This is a genomic window from Luteibacter sp. TLI7-4A (assembly GCF_056754745.1).
Genome location: NZ_JBPGWO010000001.1, coordinates 198,274 through 218,446 on the forward strand (window position 1 = coordinate 198,274; position 20,173 = coordinate 218,446).

At 66.2% G+C, this 20,173-nt stretch carries 13 protein-coding genes; 6 read left to right on the plus strand and 7 right to left on the minus strand.

Going from position 1 to position 20,173, the window contains the following annotated elements; translation table 11 throughout:
• The first annotated feature begins 9 nt into the window (after positions 1-9).
• Entirely contained in the window at positions 10-666 is a 657-nt protein-coding gene (locus ACR9Y6_RS00970; protein WP_481279583.1) for a rhomboid family intramembrane serine protease, read from the plus strand.
• 2 nt (positions 667-668) lie between these two features.
• Here ACR9Y6_RS00970 and rapA read toward each other — a convergent pair whose 3' ends face one another.
• The 4 genes from rapA to ACR9Y6_RS00990 form a co-directional block, all read right to left on the minus strand.
• The gene (gene rapA, locus ACR9Y6_RS00975) at positions 669-3,500 is read right to left on the minus strand and encodes an RNA polymerase-associated protein RapA (protein WP_481279584.1); all 2,832 of its coding nucleotides are present in this window, start codon (positions 3,498-3,500) and stop codon (positions 669-671) included.
• A gap of 81 nt (positions 3,501-3,581) precedes the next feature.
• On the minus strand, positions 3,582-4,262 hold the full coding sequence (locus ACR9Y6_RS00980; RefSeq protein WP_481279585.1) for a Fe2+-dependent dioxygenase: 681 nt from the start codon (positions 4,260-4,262) through the stop codon (positions 3,582-3,584).
• A 20-nt stretch (positions 4,263-4,282) separates the two neighbouring features.
• Entirely contained in the window at positions 4,283-6,601 is a 2,319-nt protein-coding gene (locus ACR9Y6_RS00985) for a catecholate siderophore receptor Fiu (RefSeq protein WP_481279586.1), read from the minus strand.
• A 583-nt stretch (positions 6,602-7,184) separates the two neighbouring features.
• Positions 7,185-9,329 carry a M13 family metallopeptidase gene (locus tag ACR9Y6_RS00990; RefSeq protein ID WP_481279587.1) on the minus strand — a complete coding sequence of 715 codons (2,145 nt, stop codon included), beginning with the start codon at positions 9,327-9,329 and terminating at the stop codon, positions 7,185-7,187.
• Positions 9,330-9,566: 237 nt separating this feature from the next.
• On the opposite strand from ACR9Y6_RS00990, the gene ACR9Y6_RS00995 reads away from it, so the two are divergent.
• Both ACR9Y6_RS00995 and ACR9Y6_RS01000 read left to right on the plus strand, forming a co-directional pair.
• Positions 9,567-11,273 (plus strand): phospholipase C, encoded by a 1,707-nt coding sequence (locus ACR9Y6_RS00995; protein WP_481279588.1) that lies wholly within the window; start codon positions 9,567-9,569, stop codon positions 11,271-11,273.
• Complete coding sequence (locus tag ACR9Y6_RS01000; RefSeq protein WP_481279589.1) at positions 11,266-12,885, plus strand: multicopper oxidase family protein; 1,620 nt, start codon at positions 11,266-11,268, stop codon at positions 12,883-12,885. The genes ACR9Y6_RS00995 and ACR9Y6_RS01000 overlap by 8 nt, the downstream gene beginning before the upstream one ends.
• A gap of 24 nt (positions 12,886-12,909) precedes the next feature.
• Here the strand turns inward: ACR9Y6_RS01000 and ACR9Y6_RS01005 are convergent, their stop codons facing one another.
• Complete coding sequence (locus ACR9Y6_RS01005; protein WP_481279590.1) at positions 12,910-14,724, minus strand: M14 family metallopeptidase; 1,815 nt, start codon at positions 14,722-14,724, stop codon at positions 12,910-12,912.
• Between the two features lie 195 nt (positions 14,725-14,919).
• Between ACR9Y6_RS01005 and ACR9Y6_RS01010 the strand changes: the two genes are divergently transcribed.
• The 3 genes from ACR9Y6_RS01010 (at position 14,920) to ACR9Y6_RS01020 (ending at position 17,572) form a co-directional block, all read left to right on the plus strand.
• On the plus strand, positions 14,920-15,585 hold the full coding sequence (locus tag ACR9Y6_RS01010; RefSeq protein WP_371024794.1) for a response regulator: 666 nt from the start codon (positions 14,920-14,922) through the stop codon (positions 15,583-15,585).
• The gene (locus tag ACR9Y6_RS01015; protein ID WP_481279591.1) at positions 15,582-16,970 is read left to right on the plus strand and encodes a sensor histidine kinase; all 1,389 of its coding nucleotides are present in this window, start codon (positions 15,582-15,584) and stop codon (positions 16,968-16,970) included. Before ACR9Y6_RS01010 ends, ACR9Y6_RS01015 begins: the two co-directional genes overlap by 4 nt.
• 80 nt (positions 16,971-17,050) lie before the next feature.
• Positions 17,051-17,572 (plus strand): Dps family protein, encoded by a 522-nt coding sequence (locus tag ACR9Y6_RS01020; protein WP_306850020.1) that lies wholly within the window; start codon positions 17,051-17,053, stop codon positions 17,570-17,572.
• Positions 17,573-17,687: 115 nt separating this feature from the next.
• Here the strand turns inward: ACR9Y6_RS01020 and ACR9Y6_RS01025 are convergent, their stop codons facing one another.
• Both ACR9Y6_RS01025 and ACR9Y6_RS01030 read right to left on the minus strand, forming a co-directional pair.
• Positions 17,688-19,571, minus strand: coding sequence for a M61 family metallopeptidase (locus tag ACR9Y6_RS01025; protein WP_481279592.1), 1,884 nt, complete (start codon positions 19,569-19,571; stop codon positions 17,688-17,690).
• A gap of 86 nt (positions 19,572-19,657) precedes the next feature.
• On the minus strand, positions 19,658-20,077 hold the full coding sequence (locus ACR9Y6_RS01030) for a universal stress protein (RefSeq protein WP_481279593.1): 420 nt from the start codon (positions 20,075-20,077) through the stop codon (positions 19,658-19,660).
• Between the last annotated feature and the right edge of the window lie 96 nt (positions 20,078-20,173).

A 20,173-nucleotide genomic window follows, 5' to 3' on the forward strand; every position in this document is an offset into this window, starting at 1 on the left:
GCCGCGCCGATGCCGACCAACCTGCCTCCGGTGACCCGGAACCTGCTGATCGCGAACGTGCTGGTGTTCGCCCTGCAGTATCTCTTGCAAGACCAGGACACCCTGGCGCTGACGCGCTGGTTCGCCTTGTGGCCGTTCGGTCACGACATCGCCGTCGACCTCGGCGCGGGTGGCGTGGCGGGTATCGGTTTCCGGCCGTGGCAGCTGATCACCTACGGCTTCATGCACGGCAACGTGATGCACATCGTGTTGAACATGTACGCGTTGTACATGTTCGGCGGCCTGATCGAGCGGGTGATGGGCACGCGGCGTTTCACGATCTATTACTTCGTATGCCTGGTCGCCGCCGCGGTGGCGCAACTGGCGGTGGTGTACCTGTTCGAGCCCGATCGCATGTACCCGACGGTGGGTGCGTCGGGTGCCGTGTTCGGCTTGCTCGGTGCGTTCGCGATGCTGTTCCCGCGCGAGAAGCTGATGTTGATCCCGATCCCGATCGGCATTCCGGCCTGGCTCTTCGTCACCCTTTACGGCGTCGCCGAGCTGGTCTTCGGCGTCACCGGCACGCTGTCCGGTGTCGCCCATTTCGCCCACCTGGGTGGCCTGGCGGCCGGCCTCGTGCTGCTCTGGGCGTGGGGCGTCAGGCCGCCGCCACGCCAGCGGTTCTAGGCTCAGCGCAGGGCGAGGAAGTCCGGGCTGACCACGAAGCGGACGGCGTCCAGGCGCAACCTCGCTTCGGGTATGGCGGCGAGCAGGGCGTCGCGTTCGGCGGCGATGGCGTCGACCTCTTCGTCCTTGATCGACGGATTCACCGCGTGCAACGCGACCAGGCGGGCGTGTTCCGCATCCAGTTCGTGCCGCGCGGCTTCGAGCGCCTCGGCCTTGAGTACTTCCGCACGTGCCTCGGCGAGGTCCTGCGCGCGTTCGAGCATCGGCGGGACGAGTTTGGACAGGAACTTGCGATAGCGCGGCACCTCGATGTTCCGGTCCGAGGCGCGACGCAATGCGACGTCGCTGGGACGGAAGGACGCACGTTCCCCCAGCTTGGTGTCCACGGTGAGCATCAGCGGCGTCGCCGGCAGGAAGCGACCGGCATCGAGCGTGCGTTCGGCCACGATCTCCAGCACGAACACCGTTTGCAGCAACGCGGTTCGCACGGGAAGGGCATCGTCGACGAGGAAGGCGGCGTTGCCGTCCTCGCCGGAGACGAGCAGGTCGACCGCGGCCAGCACCATCGGGTGGTCCAGGCGTAGCAGGGGGAGTTCTTCGCGCGCGAGCGCCAGCTCGCGGGAGAAGGTGACCGAGACCGGACCGTCGGCGAAGCCGGGAAGACCGTCGGTGGAGAGGTATTGCGGATCGAGCAGCACGATATCGGTTGCCAGTTCCTCGGCGTGCACGCCATAGGTTTCGAACAGGCGCTGGATGAATGCGTCGCGTGCCGGGTCCTTGTCTTCGGCGGCGAAGCTGGTCGCGAGGTCATCGGCATGCGGATCGCGGCTGGCGGCGAGTTCGAGCAGGTGGTCGCGTCCCGCGTGGATCAAGGCGGAAAGTTCTTCGTGCGCACCGCGCGTCTCGGCGATCAGCGCATCCAGTTCCTGGTCGCGGTCGTCGTCTTCGCGGGCATGTTCGTCGGCGAGGGTGGCGAGCAGGGCGCCGAAGCGGCGCAGCAGTTCACGGCCGTCGGCGGGGCTGCTGCGGAACGCGTCGAGGCCTTCGTCGTACCAGCGTGCGAGCACATGCTGCGCGCTCTGTTCCACGACGGGGACATGGACGACGATGTCGTGTTTCTGGCCGATGCGGTCCAGGCGGCCGATGCGTTGCTCGAGCAGGTCCGGGTCCAGCGGCAGGTCCCACATGACCAGGCGATGGGCGAACTGGAAATTGCGCCCTTCCGAACCGATTTCCGAGCAGAGCAGCAGGCGCGCGCCATCGGGTTGGGCGAAGAACGCGGCATTGCGGTCGCGCTGGACGATACCCAGGCCCTCGTGGAACCGGGCCACGCCGACGCCACTCCGGGTGCGCAACGCGTCCTCGATCGCCATCACCTTTGCCTGGCTGCGGCAGATGAGCAGGAACTTGTCCGCAGGATGCGATTCGAGCAGGGCGATCAGCGCCGTGAGGCGCGGGTCGTCGGCATAGTCGAACTCCAGCGCCGCGGGCGGTTGCTGGATATCCGAACGGAATTCCGCCAGCAGGGCATCGCGACGGCCCGCGTCGAGCGTGTCCGGGTCGATGATCAGCAATTCGGGCGTGCGACGGGGAAAGCCGCCGATGCCGGCTCGCCGGTTGCGGAACATCGCACGGCCGGTGCCATGGCGGTCGATGAGGGCGGCGAGAAGCTCGCCAGTCGCGTCGGCGCGATCGAGCAGGGCAAGCAGTTCGCGGTCGCCTTTGAAGCGGTCGGCGAGCAAGGCGCGCCGTTCGTCGTTCAACGGCTTGTCTTCCGCCAGCGCGCTGGCCGCATCGGACAAGGGACCATAACCCGCCGACTCGGCGAGGTAGGCCTCGAGGTTGGCGTAGCGCTGCGGATCGAGCAGGCGCAAGCGGGCGAAATGTCCGGCGCGGCCCAGCTGTTCCGGCGTGGCGGTGAGCAGGATCACTCCCGGCGTCGCCGAGGCCAGTTCCTCCACCAGGCGGTAGCGCGGGCTGGCGCCTTCCGGCGTCCATTCGAGGTGGTGCGCCTCGTCGACCACGACGAGGTCCCATCCCGCTTCCACGAGTTGGGTGGCACGGCGCGGCGACGATTCGAGGAAGGCGAAATCGGAGATGACCAGCTGTTCGTCCTCGAACGGATTGCGGCCGTCGCTGGCCTGCTCGATGGCTTCGCAACGTTCTTCGTCGAAGATCGAGAACGACAGGTTGAAGCGGCGTAGCAGTTCCACGAACCACTGGTAGACCAGGGTTTCCGGTAACAGGACGAGTACGCGCCCGGCACGTCCGGCGGCGAGTTGCCGGGCCAGGATCATGCCGGCCTCGATCGTCTTGCCCAGGCCCACCTCGTCGGCAAGCAGGACGCGGGGCGGACGTCGCGCGGAGGCGATGCCGGCCACGCGCAGCTGGTGCGGGACCAGGCCGATGCGGGCGGACTCCAGGCCCCATGCGGCGGAACGGCGCGCATCGGCGCGCCGGCGCAAGGCTTCCAGGCGCAGGTCGAAGCGGTCGTTGGGATCGGTGCGGCCGCCGATCAGGCGATCGTCGGCCTGGGACAACGCTTGTTCGTCGTCGAGCTGGCCTTCCTCCAGTTCGCGGCCTTCGCCGCGATAGACGAACAGGCCCTCGCGTTCCTCGATGCGCTCGACGAGAAAGGCGATGCCCTTGCCGGACACGCGCTGGCCGGCCCGGAACTCCGCGCGGATCAGGGGAGCACTGTCCGCCGCATAAGGACGCAGGACGCCCGACTTGGCGAAGAGCACCTGCACGCTGCGTCCTTCGACGCGGAGAATGGTGCCGAGACCGAGCTCAGGCTCGGCGGTGGATATCCAGCGTTGACCGGGTTGGAACATGCGTTTGGGAAGCCAAGACATCGAGGGGCGCCAATTATCCGCCCGCGAGGCCCCCATGCCTACCTTTCGTGAAACCGGGGCTCAGGTCTCCGCCCAGCGCCGCAACAGGTTGTGGTAGACGCCCGTCAATTGCAGGATCGATGCCTGGTCGGCACCGCTGGCCGAAAGCGCGCGGATGGCGGTGTCCATCTCCAGCAGGAGACGTCGCGCACCATCGTCGCGCACCATGCTCTGCACCCAGAAGAAGGAGGCGATGCGTGCGCCGCGGGTGACAGGGGTGACCCGATGCAGGCTGGAGGATGGATAGACGATCGCGTCGCCGGCCGGCAGCTTCACCTCGTGCTCGCCATAGGTGTCGCTGACGATCAACTCACCGCCATCGTATTCCTCCGGCTCGCTGAGGAAGAGCGTGCAGGAGATATCGCTGCGGACATGCGTGTCGCCCTGACCGGTCGACATGACGGCGCCATCGATGTGGAAGCCGTATTCGCCACCACCTTCGTAGCGGTTGAAACGTGGCGACAGCGTGCGCAGCGGCAGCGCGGCGGCATGGTAGAGCGGATGGCGATTCAACGCGGCCACCACCCTGTCGCCCAGCTCGCGCCGTAACGGCGACGCGTCGGGCAGTTGCAGGTTGCGCTTGACCTTCGCACCCTGTGGACCGACGGTCTGCCGCCCGTCGGTCCACTCGGCGCCCTCCAGTGCAGCGCGTATCCCGGCGACCTGCTCCTTGTCCAGGACGTCGGGGATGTGCATCAGCATGGTGGCCTTCCTCCGGTCGATCAGAAACGCATGTTGGCGGTCAGCATGGCCGATCGCGGCGTACCCGGAGTGTAGCGGTAGCCGCTCTTGTTGATGGCGGCGACGTATTCCTTGTCGAACAGGTTGTAGATGTTGAGCTGGATGTCCAGGTGCCGGTTCACCGGATAGCTCGCCATCGCGTCGAACACCCAATAGGCCCTGGTGTAGGCCGGCGTGCCGATCGCGCCATCGGTACCGCGCTGCAATTCGCCGGAATAACGCGCACCGCCACCGATGGTCAGGTTGAAGGGCAGGTGGTAGGTGGTCCAGGCGGTGAAGGCCTTCTTCGGCGTATAAGCCAGGTCGTCGGAACCGTTGGCCGTGACGCCCGCACCCTTCTCGACCGTGGCATCCATCGTGGTGAAGCCGGCGCTGACGGCCCAATCCTCGGTCAGTTTGCCCAGCGCCGAGATCTCGATGCCCTGCACGCGCTTCTTGCCGACCTGGTAGTACAGGAGGTCGGTCGGGTCCTGGGTCAGCTCGTTGGTGACCGTCGTGCGGTACAGCGCGGCGGTAAGGAGCAGCTTCTCGCCGAGCAGGTCCCATTTCGTGCCGATCTCGGCGGTGCGGGCCTTCTGCGGATCGAAGTTAGGATTGTCGGCGCTGCTTGCGGAGGACGATAGCGTGAGGGTGTTGCCGCCCGGCGGTTCCTGCGACTGCGCGAAGTTGACGTAGATGCTGCCGTTCGCCGCCGGCTTGTACAGCACGCCGATCTTGTAGTTGACCAGGTTGTCGCTGATGCTCGTATCGACGCCGGGAACGATGCTTCCGGCGGGAAGGCGTCCGCAGGCGGGGCCGTTGCGGGCGCCGCAGACCACGAGGCTGTTGAAGTCGGTCTTGTAGTGGTCGAGGCGAACGCCGGCATTCACCTGCCAATGCTCACCGAACTTCAGCGTGTCGAAGAAATAAGCCGCGGCGGTGTTGGTCTTGCCTTCGCTCGTGGCTCCCGTCTCGCCATATCGCAGGCCGCCGACGTCGGAGTACGGATGATAGAGGTTGGCGGCCGGCCAGGTGCTGCCGCCGAGCGCGCCCAGGCCGATCGTGCGCGCCTGTTCCTGCGTCAGCTCGATGCCGGTGCTGATGTTCTGCGTGACCGCACCGGATTCGATCGTCGCCGTGAGGTTGGTCTGGTTGGTGGCGATGCGGTTGGACTGGTGCTTGAAGGTCGGCGTGCTGCGCGCGATGGTCCACGTCGAGGGATTGGCGGGATCGGGCGTGCGCAGGTTCGCGGCGGAGCCCATGAAGGACGTGAGCAGGTAATCCTGCGTGGTACGGCCCCAGCGCGCGGTGTTGTGCAGCGCCAGGTTCTCGTTGAAGTCGTGCTCGACGATGACCGTGAACATGTCCTGGGTGACATGGTCGTGATCCTGGCCGGTGCCATAGAAGTTATCGGGATCGACCTTGCCCGCGTCGTTGAGGAAGGCGCGCGCATCGGGGCTGCTATAGCCGGGAAGGCCGATGGTCGGCACGCCGCCGTCGGGCACGTTGTTCTGCTTGATGTGCAGGTAATTCAGGTACACCCGGGTTGGCGTACCCAGGCCGAAGGCCAGCGAGGGCGCGATGCCCCAACGGTTGGTCTCGACCTGGTCGCGGCCGTAGACGCCGCTGTCCTGGCCCATCACGTTGAGCCGGAACGCGGCGTCGTTGCCCATCGACTGGTTCCAGTCGGCGGTGGCGCGGCGGCGCTGGCCGCTGCCGACCTGCACGGACCCGGAAATGCCGTTGCCCAGCAGTGGCTGCTTGGTCACCAGGTTCACGGCGCCGGTGGGCGCGGTGCGGCCGTATTCGGTACCGTCGGGACCCTTGGTCACTTCCACCTGCTCGATGTTGAACACGTCGCGCGACACGGTGCCGATGTCGCGCACGCCGTCGACGAAGATGCTGCCGGAGGTGTCGAAGCCGCGCATGTAGATCGAATCGCCGGTATTGGTCGAGCCGTTCTCGCCGACGAAGAAGGTGCCCACGCCCGGACTGTTGCGCAGTGCCTCGGTAAGCGTGGTGGCGCCTTGCTGCTGGATGAGCTGCTTGCCGATCACCTGGATGGTCTGCGTGGTGTCGAGCAGTGATTGGGTGAATTTCGGCGAGGAAACCTTGTCGACGCGGTAGTCGCTTCCACGGTCGGCATCCACCTGCATGCCGGGCAGGGCCTGCGCATCATTGACCTTGGCCTGCTGGGGCGGCGCCGCGATATCGGCGGGCACGTCGCTGGCGGCGGCACCGTGGGCGAGGCTGAGCAGGACGGCGGCACCGACCGTACGCACCGCGGGAGCGGCGTGCTTGCGGCTCTTGATGAAGGCCATGGAGATTTCCTTGCGTGTCTGAAGACGAATGAGGAACGGCCTTCGTCCGCGCACGCGCCAACGTCGCACGGCCTTTTTCAGGACGCGCTGGGCTGGGTTCTGGTCGTTCCCTGGAACGAGACGCACGCGGGTACGGGACCCGTCTGGACGCATATCGTAAATTTAATGAGAACGATTTGCAATTACATGAAGACGGGGCCCGGTGGATGCTCTGGCGGCAGGGGGGCTTTCTATATGAGGAGGCCGACCTCTGGTAGCACCGACCCCGTCGACGATGGGTGCTTGCCCCAACCGGGTGGGAGCCGACCCTGTCGGCGATGGGTGCTTGCCCTAACTTGTGGGAGCCGACTTGTCGGCGATGGGTGCTTGCCTCGACCTGGCCCGCTGCCGCGGGATCGCCGACAAGTCGGCTCCCACAAAAGTCGGCTCCCACAAAAGTCGGTCTCCAAAGTCGGCCCCCACAAAAGAAGGCTTCCAGCAAAAAGGTTGCAGTCGGCTCCCGGCCGAGCGATTCGGCTCCAAACAAAAAAGCGCCGCACTTGCGTGCGGCGCCTTGGGCACCATCAGCGATGGGGTGTCGCCGTTACCAGATCTTCACCTGCTTGTCGGCGGCACGGACCATCTTCGCGTCGGGCTTGCACTGGAACGCCGAGGCGAAGGCTTCCATGTTCGACGGTGCGCCGATGGCGCGCAGCGAAGCGGGTGCGTGCGGATCGACGTTGAGGTAGAGCATCGCCTGCTTCTCGCGGACGTTGCTGCGCCACACGCGCGCCCAGTTGAGGAAGAAGCGCTGGTCCTGCGTGTAGCCGTCGATCTTCTCCTGGGCTTCCTGCGGATTCTTTTTCAGGGCTTCCTGGAGCGCGTCGTAGGCCACGTTCAGGCCACCCAGGTCGGCGATGTTCTCGCCCAGGGTGAGCTTGCCGTTGACGTGCAGGTCCGGGTGGTCCTTGATCGGCGCGTACTCGTTGAACTGGGCCACCAGTTTGGCGGTCCGCTCGTCGAACTTCGCACGATCTTCCTTGGTCCACCAGTTCTTGTTGTTGCCGTCGCCGTCGAACTGGCTGCCCTCGTCGTCGAAGCCGTGGCTGGCCTCGTGGCCGATCACCGCGCCGATACCGCCGTAGTTGATCGCGTCGTCGCCATGGGCGTCGAAGAACGGCGGCTGCAGGATGGCGGCCGGGAAGTTGATCGTGTTGTCGGTCGGGTTGTAATAAGCGTTGACCGTCTGCGGGGTCATGCCCCACTCGAGGCGATCGGTCGGCTGGCCGATCTTGGCGATGTCGTAGTGATAGTTGAACTTGCTCGCGGCCAGCATGTTGCCGTAGTAGTTCTCACCGTTCACGTCGAGGCCCGACCAGTCGCGCCACTTGTCCGGGTAGCCGATCTTGGGCAGGAAGGTGTTCCACTTCTGGATCGCCTTCTGCTTGGTCTCGTCGCTCATCCAGTCGAGCTTTTCGATACGCGCCTTGAGGGCGTTGCGCACGTTGTCGACCAATTCGTTGGCGCGCTGCTTGGCTTCCGGCTGGAACACCTTGGCCACGTACAGCTGGCCCAGCGCCTCGCCCATCGACGAGTTGACCGTGGCCAGCACGCGCTTCCAGCGCGGCTTCTGCTGCGGCTGTCCGGAAAGGGTCTTGTTGTAGAAATCGAACTTGTTGTCCTGGAACGCCTTGGACAGGTACGGCGACGCGCTGTCGATGGCGTGGAAGCGCAGGTAGGCCTGCCAGGTCGATACCGGCGTGGTGGCCAGCATCTTGTCGAACTCCTTGAAGAACTTCGGCTGCGACAGCGAGAAGCCCTTGTCGACATTGACACCCTGGGCGGCGAAGAACTTCTGCCAGTCGAAATGCGGCGTGGCCTTGTTGGCTTCGGCGACGGTGACGAAGTGGTACTGGTTTTCCGGAGCGCGCAGCTCCACCGGCGCGAGCGACGCGGCGGCGAGCTGGGTCTCGAACTTCATGACCTCGTCGGCCTGCTTCTTCGCCTGGTCTTCCGGCACGCCGGCGAGGGTCAGGGTCTTGGCGATGTACGCGACGTAGGCCTTGCGGTTTTCGGCCTGCTTCGGATCGGTGTAGTAATCCTTCGTGGGGAGGCCGAGGCCGTCCTGCTGGGCGTAGCCGATCTGCATCTTCGCGTTCTGGAAGTCGGCACCCGAGCCGAAGCCGAACACGTAGCCATTGCCGTCGTTGAAGCTGGTGTCGAGGAAATCGACGATGTCCTGCGAGGTCTTCAGGGCGTCGATCTTGGCCAGTTCGGGCTTCAGCGGTTCGACGCCGGCCTTCTCGATGGCGTCTTCGTTCATGCCCGAGCGGTAGAGCAGGCCGATTTTTTGTTCGATCGACCCGGGCTTGGCGCTCGCCGCGCCCTTGTCCATGGCGTCGACGATGTCGTGCTGCGTGTTGAGGCTGTTCTCGGCCAGCTGGTCGAAGGCGCCCCAGCGGGTGCGGTCTTCGGGAATCGGATTGGCCGCGACCCACTTGGCGTTGACGAAGCCGTTGAAGTCGCCGCACGCATCGATGCCGGTGTCCAGGTCGGCGATATTGAACGTCGGACCGGCAGGCTTGGCCGCCGCGGCCGTGCCGGAGGTGGCAGGGGCCGCGCTGCTGGGCGTGGCGGGCTGGTTGCCACCGGGCACCGCCGTGTCGGCATCGTTGTGCTTGCTGCACGCCGTGCCGGCGAGCGCGACGGCCAGCGCCAGCGCGAGCGGCTTCAGATACTGCTTGGTCATGGATTTCCCTCTTTCATGGTGTCGATGACGGTGCCCCCGGCACCGTTGCTCCCCAGCATATCCGCTGCGGCCCCCATGCAGGGCCGACTGTGACGAAAGTCATGGTTCCTCGCATTTCGCAATAACTCGCGGCGAATGTCCCCGGATTGTCATACCGGCTTCCTACGCTGCGGCGACCGCATGGCAGGGGATGCGGCCCACGGCAATCGGTCGATCCACCTCCGAGGAGCATCTGTCATGCGCAAGTTACTGGCCGCGGGCATCGCCTGCGTGCTCACCCTTTCCGCCGCGTCGATCGTCGCGGCGCAGCAGGCCGTCAACGCGCCCGCCGGGGCCGCGTCCAGCGCCCTTGGCTTCGGTCATGGCGGTCACGGCAACAAGGATCCGCGTACCGCCACGCCGATCAAGCACCTGGTGGTGATCTTCCAGGAGAACGTCTCCTTCGATCATTACTTCGGTACCTATCCCTTCGCGGCCAATCCCAGCGGCGAACCGGCCTTCTACGCGCGGCCGTTCACGCCGCCGGTGAACGGCCTCACGCATGCCCTGCTTACCGCCAACCCAAATGCCGGAAACACCGGCAACGGCGACGCCGCGATCAACCCGTTCCGCCTCGCCCGCGCGCAAGCCGCCACCGCCGACCAGGATCACGGCTACACCTCCGAACAACGCGCCTTCGACGGCGGCAAGATGGACCTGTTCCCGCTGTACACCGGCCGTGGCGAGGCCTTGCCCGGTGGCGATCCCACGCAGGAAGGCAAGGGCCAGGTGATGGGCTACTACGATGGCAACACCGTCACCGCGCTGTGGAACTATGCGCAGAACTTCGCCATGAGCGACAACAGCTATGGCACGGGTTTCGGTCCGTCCACGCCGGGAGCGCTCAACCTGATCGCCGGCCAGACCGCCGGTGTCGTCGCCACGCTCAACGGCACGGGCGCCGAGACCGATGACGGCCATGGCGGCCTCACGATGATCGGCGACCCCGATCCGATCGGCGACGTCTGCTCTTCACCCACGGCCAACCAGGCGACCATGGGTGGCCGCAACATCGGCGACCTGCTCAACGACCGCAACATCACCTGGGGTTGGTTCCAGGGCGGTTTCGACCTCACACGCACCAATCCCGACGGCAGCACGGGGTGCACGCGCCGCACCTTGTCGAAGGTGACCAACGCCAGTTCCAACGACTACAGCCCGCACCATGCGCCGTTCCAGTACTACCCCTCGACGGCCAACCCGACGCACGTGCGTCCTTCCTCCATCGCGGCCATCGGCAAGACCGACCAGGCCAACCACCAGTACGACATCGAGGACTTCTACGACGCCCTCGATGCGGGCAACCTGCCGGCGGTGAGCTTCCTCAAGGCGCCGGCCTACCAGGACGGTCACGCGGGTTATTCCGATCCAATCGACGAACAGGCCTTCCTCGTCCACGTGTTGAACGCCCTTCAGCAAAGCGGCGAGTGGCGCGATACGGCCGTCGTCATCGCATACGACGATTCGGACGGCTGGTATGACCACCAGCAACCGCCGCGCATGATTGCCTCGACGGGAAGTGCCGACGCGCTGGACGGCGCGGGCGTATGCAACGGCCGTGGCACCTTGCCCGGTCTCGACGGCACGACGCCGGCGCAGGGCCGTTGCGGCTTCGGCCCGCGCCTGCCGCTGGTCGTGGTCTCCCCGTGGGCACGCGAGAACATGGTCGACCATTCGGTGACCGACCAGAGCTCGATCACCCGCTTCATCGAGGACAACTGGCTCGATAGCCAGCGCATCGGCGGCGGCTCGACCGACGCGCAGGCCGGCCGTCTCGACGGCATGTTCGACTTCTTCCTGCCGCGCCTGTTCGAACGCAAGCTGATCCTCGACGAATCGACCGGTCAGCCGAAGCATCCGGGTGGCTGGCCGTTCTGGCCGTTCGGGAACGGTGGGCATGGTTGATCGCCGTCGTTTCCTGACGACGGCGGGATGGATGGCCGCGGCGGGGTGGATCCCGTCGCGGCTGTTCGCGCACGACATGCACGCGATGCAGGCCGCGGCGGGGCAGGTGGGCAACAGCCTGTGCATGCATGCCATGGGCGATGCCACCCGCATGCCGGGCCTGGTCGATCCCTCCCGGCTCGCACCCTTCGTCGACGAATTGCCGATCCCTCCCATGTTGCGTCCGACCCGCGGCAAGCCGCTGCGGATGCGCATGGCCGAGACCACGCAGACGCTGCATCGCGACCTGCCGCCGACGACGTTGTGGACCTATGGAGGGCACTATCCCGGGCCCACCATCGAAGCACGCAGCGGGCAGGCTTTCGACGTGGTCTGGGAGAACGCGCTGCCGGCGCGTCACTTCCTGCCCGTGGATCACGCGATCTGCGGCGCGGAGGCGGACAAGCCCGAAGTACGCGCCATCGTGCATCTCCACGGCGCCAAGGTGCCGCGCAAGGACGACGGTTACCCGGAAGACTGGTACGTGCCCGGGAAGTCGCGCCGGCACCATTACCCCAACGCGCAGGACGCGGCCACGCTCTGGTATCACGACCATGCGATGGGCATCAATCGGCTCAACATGTATGCCGGATTGATGGGCTTGTACCTGTTACGCGACGAGCACGAGCTCTCGCTGGGATTGCCATCGGGTGAACAGGAGTTGCCGCTGGTGATCGCGGATCGCCTGCTGCGCACCGACGGCCGTCTCTACTACCCCGATTCCGGCGATGCGAAGGCCCCGTGGGTGCCTGAGGTATTCGGCAACCTCACGCTGGTCAACGGCGCCATCCTGCCCCGCGCGGATGTGCAGCCGCGCCGTTATCGCCTGCGCGTGCTGAATGCGGCGAACGGGCGCTTCTATCACCTGCGCTTCCGCGATGGACGTCCATTCCAGGTCATCGGTTCCGACCAGGGCTTGCTCGCCGCGCCGGCGACCATGACATCGGTCTTCATGGCGCCCGGGGAGCGCCTGGATGTGGTCGTGGATTTCTCCGCGCTGCGCGGTGGCGCGGTGGAGCTGATGAACGATGCCCTGCCGCTGATGCGCTTCGCCGTGGGACAAGGGCAGGTGCGTGACGACAGCCGTGTTCCCGACGTACTCCGCGATTTGCCACGCGTGACCGGAGCATCCGCGTCGAAATCCCGCGAACTCACGCTGGACGAATACAGCGATTGCGTGGCCACCCCGATGCTGATGTTGCTCAACGGCAAGCGGTGGCACGACCCGGTGACGGAATCGGTGAAGCTGGGTGCGACGGAGTCGTGGAACCTGGTGAACCTCACCGAGGACACCCATCCGATCCACCTGCACATGGTGCGCTTCCAGATCCTCGACCGCCGGCCCTTCGACGTGGACGAATACGTGGCGAAGAAGACCCTACGCTACGTGGGCCCGGCGCAGGAGCCACCCCTGCACGAGCGCGGTTGGAAGGACGTGGTGCAGGTCTATCCGGGCATGGTCACCCGCATCGTCGCCACCTTCGACGGATACGCCGGCCGTTACGCGTGGCATTGCCATCTCGCCGAGCACGAGGCCAACGAGATGATGCGGCCCTTCGAGGTGGTGGCCTGACCGAAGCGGCCGCTCGCGGAGGTGCTAAGTTCCGGCCTTCGCGGGTGCGGCATCCAGCGTCTTCAACGTGGCCTCATCGAGGCGCAGCACGGGATACGCCCCAACCTTCTGCGCTGTGTACCAGGGGCTGCGCTCGAAGAAGAAGGCGAGGCGCGCGCGCGGGCTCGCCGCGAAGGCCGGGTCGCTCTTGAGCCTGGCTTCGAAGGCCGTCTTCAGTGACGGGTCTTCCTCGATCATCTTTCGCGCCAGCGCTTCCACGACACGTGGCTCGCCGTATTCCTTCGGTTCGAAGATCGCATTGAGGTAACCCCAGCGCAGCATGGAATCGGGTGCGCGGGCGTCGAGCAGGTTGAGCGCGAGCACCGCGTCGGCGTTGTCGGAGCGGACGATGACGGTGCCGGCGGGTAGTTCGATGTCTTCCCTCACGGCCGCGATGGTGGCATCGCGGAGCATGTGATGGCCTTCGAAGGGCTTGTCCGCCCACTTCGGCTGGGAGAGCCGGTCGGCGTCGACGCTCACGCGGACGGCCGTGGCGGTGCGGGTGTAGGGAATGCCGTGGGCGTCCAGGCGTTCGATCACGTCGGTCCACTGGGCGGGAATCGCCCACGCGGCGGGCAGCGGCGCGGCCACGTCGGGCAGGAGGTCGTTCCAGCTCTGGATGGCGTAGTTCTTCTTCGTCGACGGGTCGTATCGCACCCAGAGATCGCCGGAGATATCGCTCGGGGTCTGCGTGAAGGCATAGCCCTTCAGCGTGAACGGCTTCGGGGCCGGATCTTCCTTGAAGGTCACCGGCAGCGTCGCGCCGGGTTTCGCCGAAAGCGATGCCGCCCAGGTGTCGGCCTCTCTCGAGGCCTTGAGCAAGGTGGCGGGATCCTTGTTTACCTGATCGAGCACGCTGCGCACGACATCGTAAACGGCGCGGACACGCACCTCGTAGGACTTCAACATGTGCGTCTCGATCAACAACCCGGCGCGATTGCGGATCGCGGCATAGCCGGTGGAGAAGCGCGGACCGGAGCCGAAATTCCCGATGCCCTTGGTGATGTCGCGGCCGTCGCGGAATTCGAGGTACGGCGCGGCGAGGTGGCCGAGCCGTTCGTAGGCGGGGATGGCGCCTTCTTCGTAGGCGGCTTTCTGCCACGCGGCGATCGATGGCGGGAGCTTGTGCGGGTCCTCGGCGTACCAGGTGAGGTCGTACTGGTAGTCGGCACCGTCGGTGGTGTGGATATCGATCAGCAGGTCGGGCCGCCAGGTATTCCACAAGGCAAGCCAGGCGCGCGTTTCGGGGGCGTCGGCCTTGACGTAGTCGCGGTTGAGGTTGAGGTATTGCGACTGGCCGCGGAAGCCCATCTCGGCCGGGCCGTTCTGGTTGATGCGGAAGTACGGGCCGGAATTCTCGTGGCCGTCCACGCTGTACACGGGGATATAGACCAGCACCGCGTGGTCGAGCAGGTGGGGCAGGCGGTTCATCGTGGCGAAGTCGCGCAGCAGCATCAGCCCGGCATCCTTGCCTTCGATCTCGCCAGGATGGATGCCCGCCTGGAGCAGCACGATGGGCTTGCCCGCCGCGCGTGCCCGCTCCGGGGTGAAGTCGCCGTCCTTCGCCGCGATCACCACCGTCATCGGCCGGCCCTCGGGCGTCGTGCCGAAGGTCTCCAGCCGGATGGTGTCCGGGGCGGCGCGGGCGAGGCGGCGCAGGAAGGCCTGGGTCTCCGCGTAGGACGGCGTGGTGCGGAACGCTGAGGCTTCGGCGGGCGTGGTCCAGGTGTCTTTCGCGTGGATCGTCATCGGGGTCACCGCGATCAGGGCGAGGAGGAGGCGTGCGGGCATCGCGAGCATGGAACCGTCCGGCGGGGGAATTCCCCATTGTGTGGTCTTTTCGCTTCCTCACGGAAGGTCTGCCCTGGGGGTGGGTCCCACCACGGGTCTCGGCTCCCGCCAAGGGTCTTGTCGACTTTTCCAGCGGCGATGCCTAAGGACCCGCTAAGCTCGACGAAAGGATAATCGGCACCTATCGGATACCGGGGCTTCGCCTTGCACATCATCCTTGTCGAAGACGACGTCCAGCTTGGCGAGGCCATCCGCCGGGCCCTGGAGCGGCTAGCCTATTCGGTCAGCTGGTTCCGCGAGGGCAACGAGGCGCTGCGGGCCTTGCGCGACCACGACGCCGACCTTGTCCTGCTCGACCTGGGCCTGCCCGGCAAGGATGGCATGGACGTGCTGACCGAGGCGCGGCGCCTGCGGGTGAAGACGCCGGTCATCGTGATGTCCGCGCGGGACGCCCTGGATTCGCGCATCCGCGTGCTCGACGCGGGGGCCGACGATTACCTGATCAAGCCATTCCACCTGGACGAACTGGCCGCGCGCATCCGCTCGCTGGCGCGCCGGGTGCGTGGCGAGGCGGTGAACCGGCTCGAGGCCGGCGCGCTGAGCCTCGACCTGGGCACGTTCGACGTCACCTGGCATGGCGAACGCGTGGACCTCACCCGGCGCGAGTTCGCCCTGCTGCAAGCCTTGATGGAACGGGCCGGACGAATCGTCCGCCGCGAATCGCTGGAGAATTCGCTCTACGGCCCGGACAACGTGATGAGCACCAGCGCGCTGGAGGTGCTGGTGCACTCGCTGCGGCGCAAGCTGAGCCATGGCGCGATCCAGACGGTGCGCGGTTTCGGCTACATGGTGCCGCGGGAGCCGCAATGACCCTGCCGAGCCTGCGCTCGCGCCTGCTGGTGTTGATCGTCCTGGTGCTGGCGGCGGTCTTGTTGCCGCTGGGCATCCTCAGCGCGAAGCACACGCTCGAAGAAGTGGACGAGCTGTCCGACGGCAGGCTCGCCCAGGCCGCGCGCACGCTGGAAGTCCTTGTCGGCCGCATCGGCGTCGAGCAGCTGCGCGAACAACGTTCGGCCCGCATGCTCGTCCCGAGCGTGTCCAACCACCCGCAGGAACTGACCGTGCAGGGACGCACCTTCGAGTCGGAAGTGGGATTCCAGGTGTTCGACCGGGACGGCACGTTGCTGCTCGCCACGGAAAACCTGGCGGCGGTACCGAACACGCGCGCGTCCGACGGCGCCTTCGAGGACATCCACAAGGGCAAGTACAAATGGCGCATGTTCACCCTGATCATGGAGCAGGAAGGGGTGACCATCCGGGCCGGTGAGCGCTATGACAGCCGGCACGAGATAACCCGTGCGCTGTGGCTCGAACACGGCCTGCCGACCTTTCTCGGCCTGCCCTTGCTGGCGCTCCTGGTCGGTTGGGCGATCCGCCGCGGCCTGGGGCCGCTCGAATCGCTGGCCGGGGCGCTGGCCCGGCGCGAGCCGGGAAGCCGCGAACCGATCCACCTGCCGGATGCGCCCCTCGAGCTGAGGCCCGTGCTGCTGGCGTTGAACGACCAGATCGGACGGCTGGAAGGGGCGCTGGAACGCGAACGGCAGTTCAGCGCGGACGTGGCCCATGAGCTGCGCACGCCCCTGGCCTCGACCATGATCAACCTCGAGGACGCGATGGCCTCGGCGCAACCGGACGAGTCGCAGGCCGCGCTGGAAGCGGCTCGCGAATGCCTGGTCTCCCTGGCACGGCGCACCGAGCAATTGCTGGCGCTGGCCCGGCTCGAGGCCGGCGCGGCTTCGGGGCCGCGAAGCCGCGTGGATCTCAGGGAACTCGCGCTGGAAGTGGTCGAGGAAATGTCGCCGGTGATCGGCACCGGTGGCGTGGAATTGAGCATCGAGTTGCCCGACCACCTTTTCGTGAACGGATATGGGGTCGCCCTCGGCGCGCTGATCCGCAACCTGCTGGAAAACGCTTTTCGCCATGTACCACACGGCGGCCATGTCGAATTGTCGATTCGGCATGGCGAACGAGGTGCCGTCATCGAGGTGACCGACGACGGCCCCGGCATTCCGGTGGAGCGCCGCACCGCCATGTTCACCCGGTTCCAGCGCGGCGTGGACACGCAGGGAGAGGGCTACGGCCTGGGGTTGTCGATCGTCAAACGGGCCGTCGAGTTGCACGGGGCGGTTATCGAGCTCCTGGACCGTGAAGGCGGCCCGGGGCTGAGGGTGGTGGTGACCCTGCCTCTGGCCTGAATCGCGAGCGCGTTTCATTCAAGCGCGACGGACGCAATCGGAGCATCCTTGGAGGGTCCAATCACGCGGAGTCAGCCACGATGAAAAACCCCGAAGCGACCAAGAAGCTGCGCAAGGCAGCCTTGAATACGCGCACCGGCCTGGGTGCCGACGCGACGCGCGACATCTCGGGCGCGCTGAATGCGTTGCTCGCCGACACGTTCGCGCTGTACCTGAAGACGAAGAATTTCCACTGGCACATGTCCGGTCCGCGTTTCCGCGACCTCCACCTGCTGCTCGACGAGCAGGCATCGCAGATCTTCGCCACCACCGACGACATCGCGGAGCGCGTGCGCAAGATCGGCGGAACCACGATCCGTTCGATCGGGCACATCGCGCGCCTGCAGCGCATTTCCGACAATGACGCCGACTTCGTCACGCCGCAGGACATGCTCGCGGAGCTGCGCGACGACAACCTCCGCATGGCCGCCTCCCTGCGGGAGACGCATGGGGTGTGCGACGAGTACTCCGACGTCGCGACGGCGAGCCTGATCGAGAACTGGATCGACGAGACCGAGCGTCGCGTGTGGTTCCTGTTCGAGACGGCACGCGAAACCGACTGAGGTGACGGCCGGCGCGGCATGTCACGCCGCACCGGCCATCCACTAGTCCGGGTGGGAGCCGACCCTGTCGCCGACGAGGTCGGCTCCCACCAGGTCCGGAAAGTATCCGGGGGGCTTATTTCCTCGGCGTGGCGATAGCCCCGATCAGGTCCTTGCCTTCGCCGCGCACCAGGTGCGGATATTTCAGGCCGCCGTGATAGTCGACGCCGACAGTGCGGTAGTCGTCGATATCCTTGATCAGGAACTGGATGGGCGTGGTGCCCGACTTGGCCTCTGCCACCGCGTCCTTCAATACCTGGGCCGAATAATCCTTGCCGTTCACCGCGACCAGCGTGACACCGGGAACGATGCCCGCCTTCGCGGCGACACCATCCCACTGCGAATCCGTCACCACGCCCTTGTCCGATACCTGGATGCCCAACGAATAGGCGAGGTTGACCGTCTTGCGGAGCTTCTCCGCCGTCTTCGCGAATGCCGTGGGCTTGTCGTCGTACACCAGCTTCCAGCCGCCTCCCTCGATGCCATGCTCGGGCATTGTGTCGCCCGTGTAGTCCAGGCGTTGGCGCAGGAAGCTCGCCCAGTCGTAAGGCTGGATACCGTTGAGGGTGGAGACCACGTCGTCGAAGGTATAGGTCTTGGGAACGTAGCTGCCGTTGTCCATGCCGTAGAAGGCGCGGGCGAACTCGTCCAGCGTGTGTTTTCCACCGGACAGGTCGCGGATCTTCGTATCGACGTCGAGCCAGAGCATCTGGCCTTCCGGGTAATAATCCGAGCCGCGGCGCAGGTTGCCCCAGCCCTGGCTGCCACCGCGCGACGACAGCGGAATACCGTCCGCCGTGTCCTGCAACGAACGCCACGAGCGGCCCGTGCGCGCCGACATGTCGGCGGCGATCGCGGCCAGCGAATCGCGCCACTGGTCGGTGGTCCAGATGCCCGAGCGTGCGGTGAGCACACCGGCCCAGTAGTCGGTGAGCCCTTCGTAGACCCAGAGCAGGTCGTCCTGCATCGGTTCGGTGAAGGTCGGTGTCCACAGGTCGGCGGGGCGGCGGAACTTGCCGTTCCACGAATGAATGTACTCGTGCGGCAGGAGGGTCCCCGCCGCCACGTTCACGTCGGGATCGGTGAGGAAGTTCGCGTAGAGGCGATCGTCGCTGGACTGGTGGTGTTCGAGGCCGAAGTGGTTCGTGTGGTCCGAGGTCACCAGCAGGAAGTCGTAGTGCGCGTAGTGGTGCGCGCCGAAGAGCTTGTTCGCCTGCACCACGAGCGCACGCTGCTTCGCGATCTGTTCTTCGGTGGCCTTGACGCCGGCGGCCGTATCGCCGGTGATATTGAGGTGGACCTGGGTGGCCTGGCCGGGCGCGAGGTCGATGCGGGTGAAGTGCTTGCCCGTCATCAGCGGCGAGTCCACGAGGTTCTCGAAACTCACCGGCTTGAAACTCACCTCGTCACCGGATTGCGACGAGGTTTCCAGCGCCGAGGCGAACTTCCAACCCTGGGGAAGTTTCACGCTGGGCTCGACCGTGATCCGGCTGGTGTAGTGTCCGGCCGGATAGAAGGCCACTTCGTTGAACGAGAGCGGTATGTAGTTCGGCGTGGCGGGAGCGAGGTACTCGAAGGCGAGTTCGAGCTTGTCCACGCCGGCGGGAACATCCACGTGGAAGGCGTACATCTCCTTCAGGTCGCGGCGCCAGGGGATGCGCTTGCCGTTCGCCGTGATGACGAAGCCCGCCACGTTGGAGAGCGGACCGGAGGGTCCGTGCACGCCGGGGATCCACTTCGGGTAGTAGAGGATGGCATGGCCCGCGCTGACCGGGATGGTCTCGCGTACGTGGTAGAGGTGCCTCGACGCGTCGGAGAGATCGACGTGCAGCGTCAGGTTGCCGGGGTAGGGCTGGTCGGCGGCCACGGGGAGATCCCCGGCGATGGCCTGGGACACGGAAAAGGCCATCGCGGAAGCGACGGCGGCGGCGAGGGTGGCGCGGCGGAGCGATTGGCGCATGGCTCGGATCCCCTGGCGGATGTATCGACCGATGGTCGGGGCCGGGGGGCGGGGCGACCTGTGCCATAGGTCATGGCCGGGGAATATCAGGGCATCACCAGGACCGGCACGTTGCTGTCCAGGATCACCTTGCGGGCAATGGCCCTGGACGCCCAGGCGTCCTGTTGATGGCCTTGCAGCACGATGAGATCGCACTGGTGCCGCGCCGCCTGGTCGAGGATGGCCATGTCGTGGCGGCTGTCCACGACGATCGTGGTGGACACGGCGATGCCATGACGCTGGGCGGCCGCGGCGGCTTCGTCGAGCGCCTCGCCTGCACGCGCGGCCCAGCGGTCGCGGCATGTGCCACCCAGGGCGTCCGCGGCCCGCTCCACTGCCGGCAAGGGGGACATCACGTAGAGCACCCTGACCTGGCTGCCCAGCGCGACGGCCAGCGCCATGCACTGATCCGTCGCCCGCCCCGCCCCGTCCGCGCTATCGATCACGAGAAGAATGGTCTTGATCATTTTTCCTCCACCGGCTGCCGTAACCCATGAGGGCGAGCGTGCACCGCCGCATCCCGCGCCAGCTTGATATGCGTCAAGCCTCGGTGTCGCGATCGG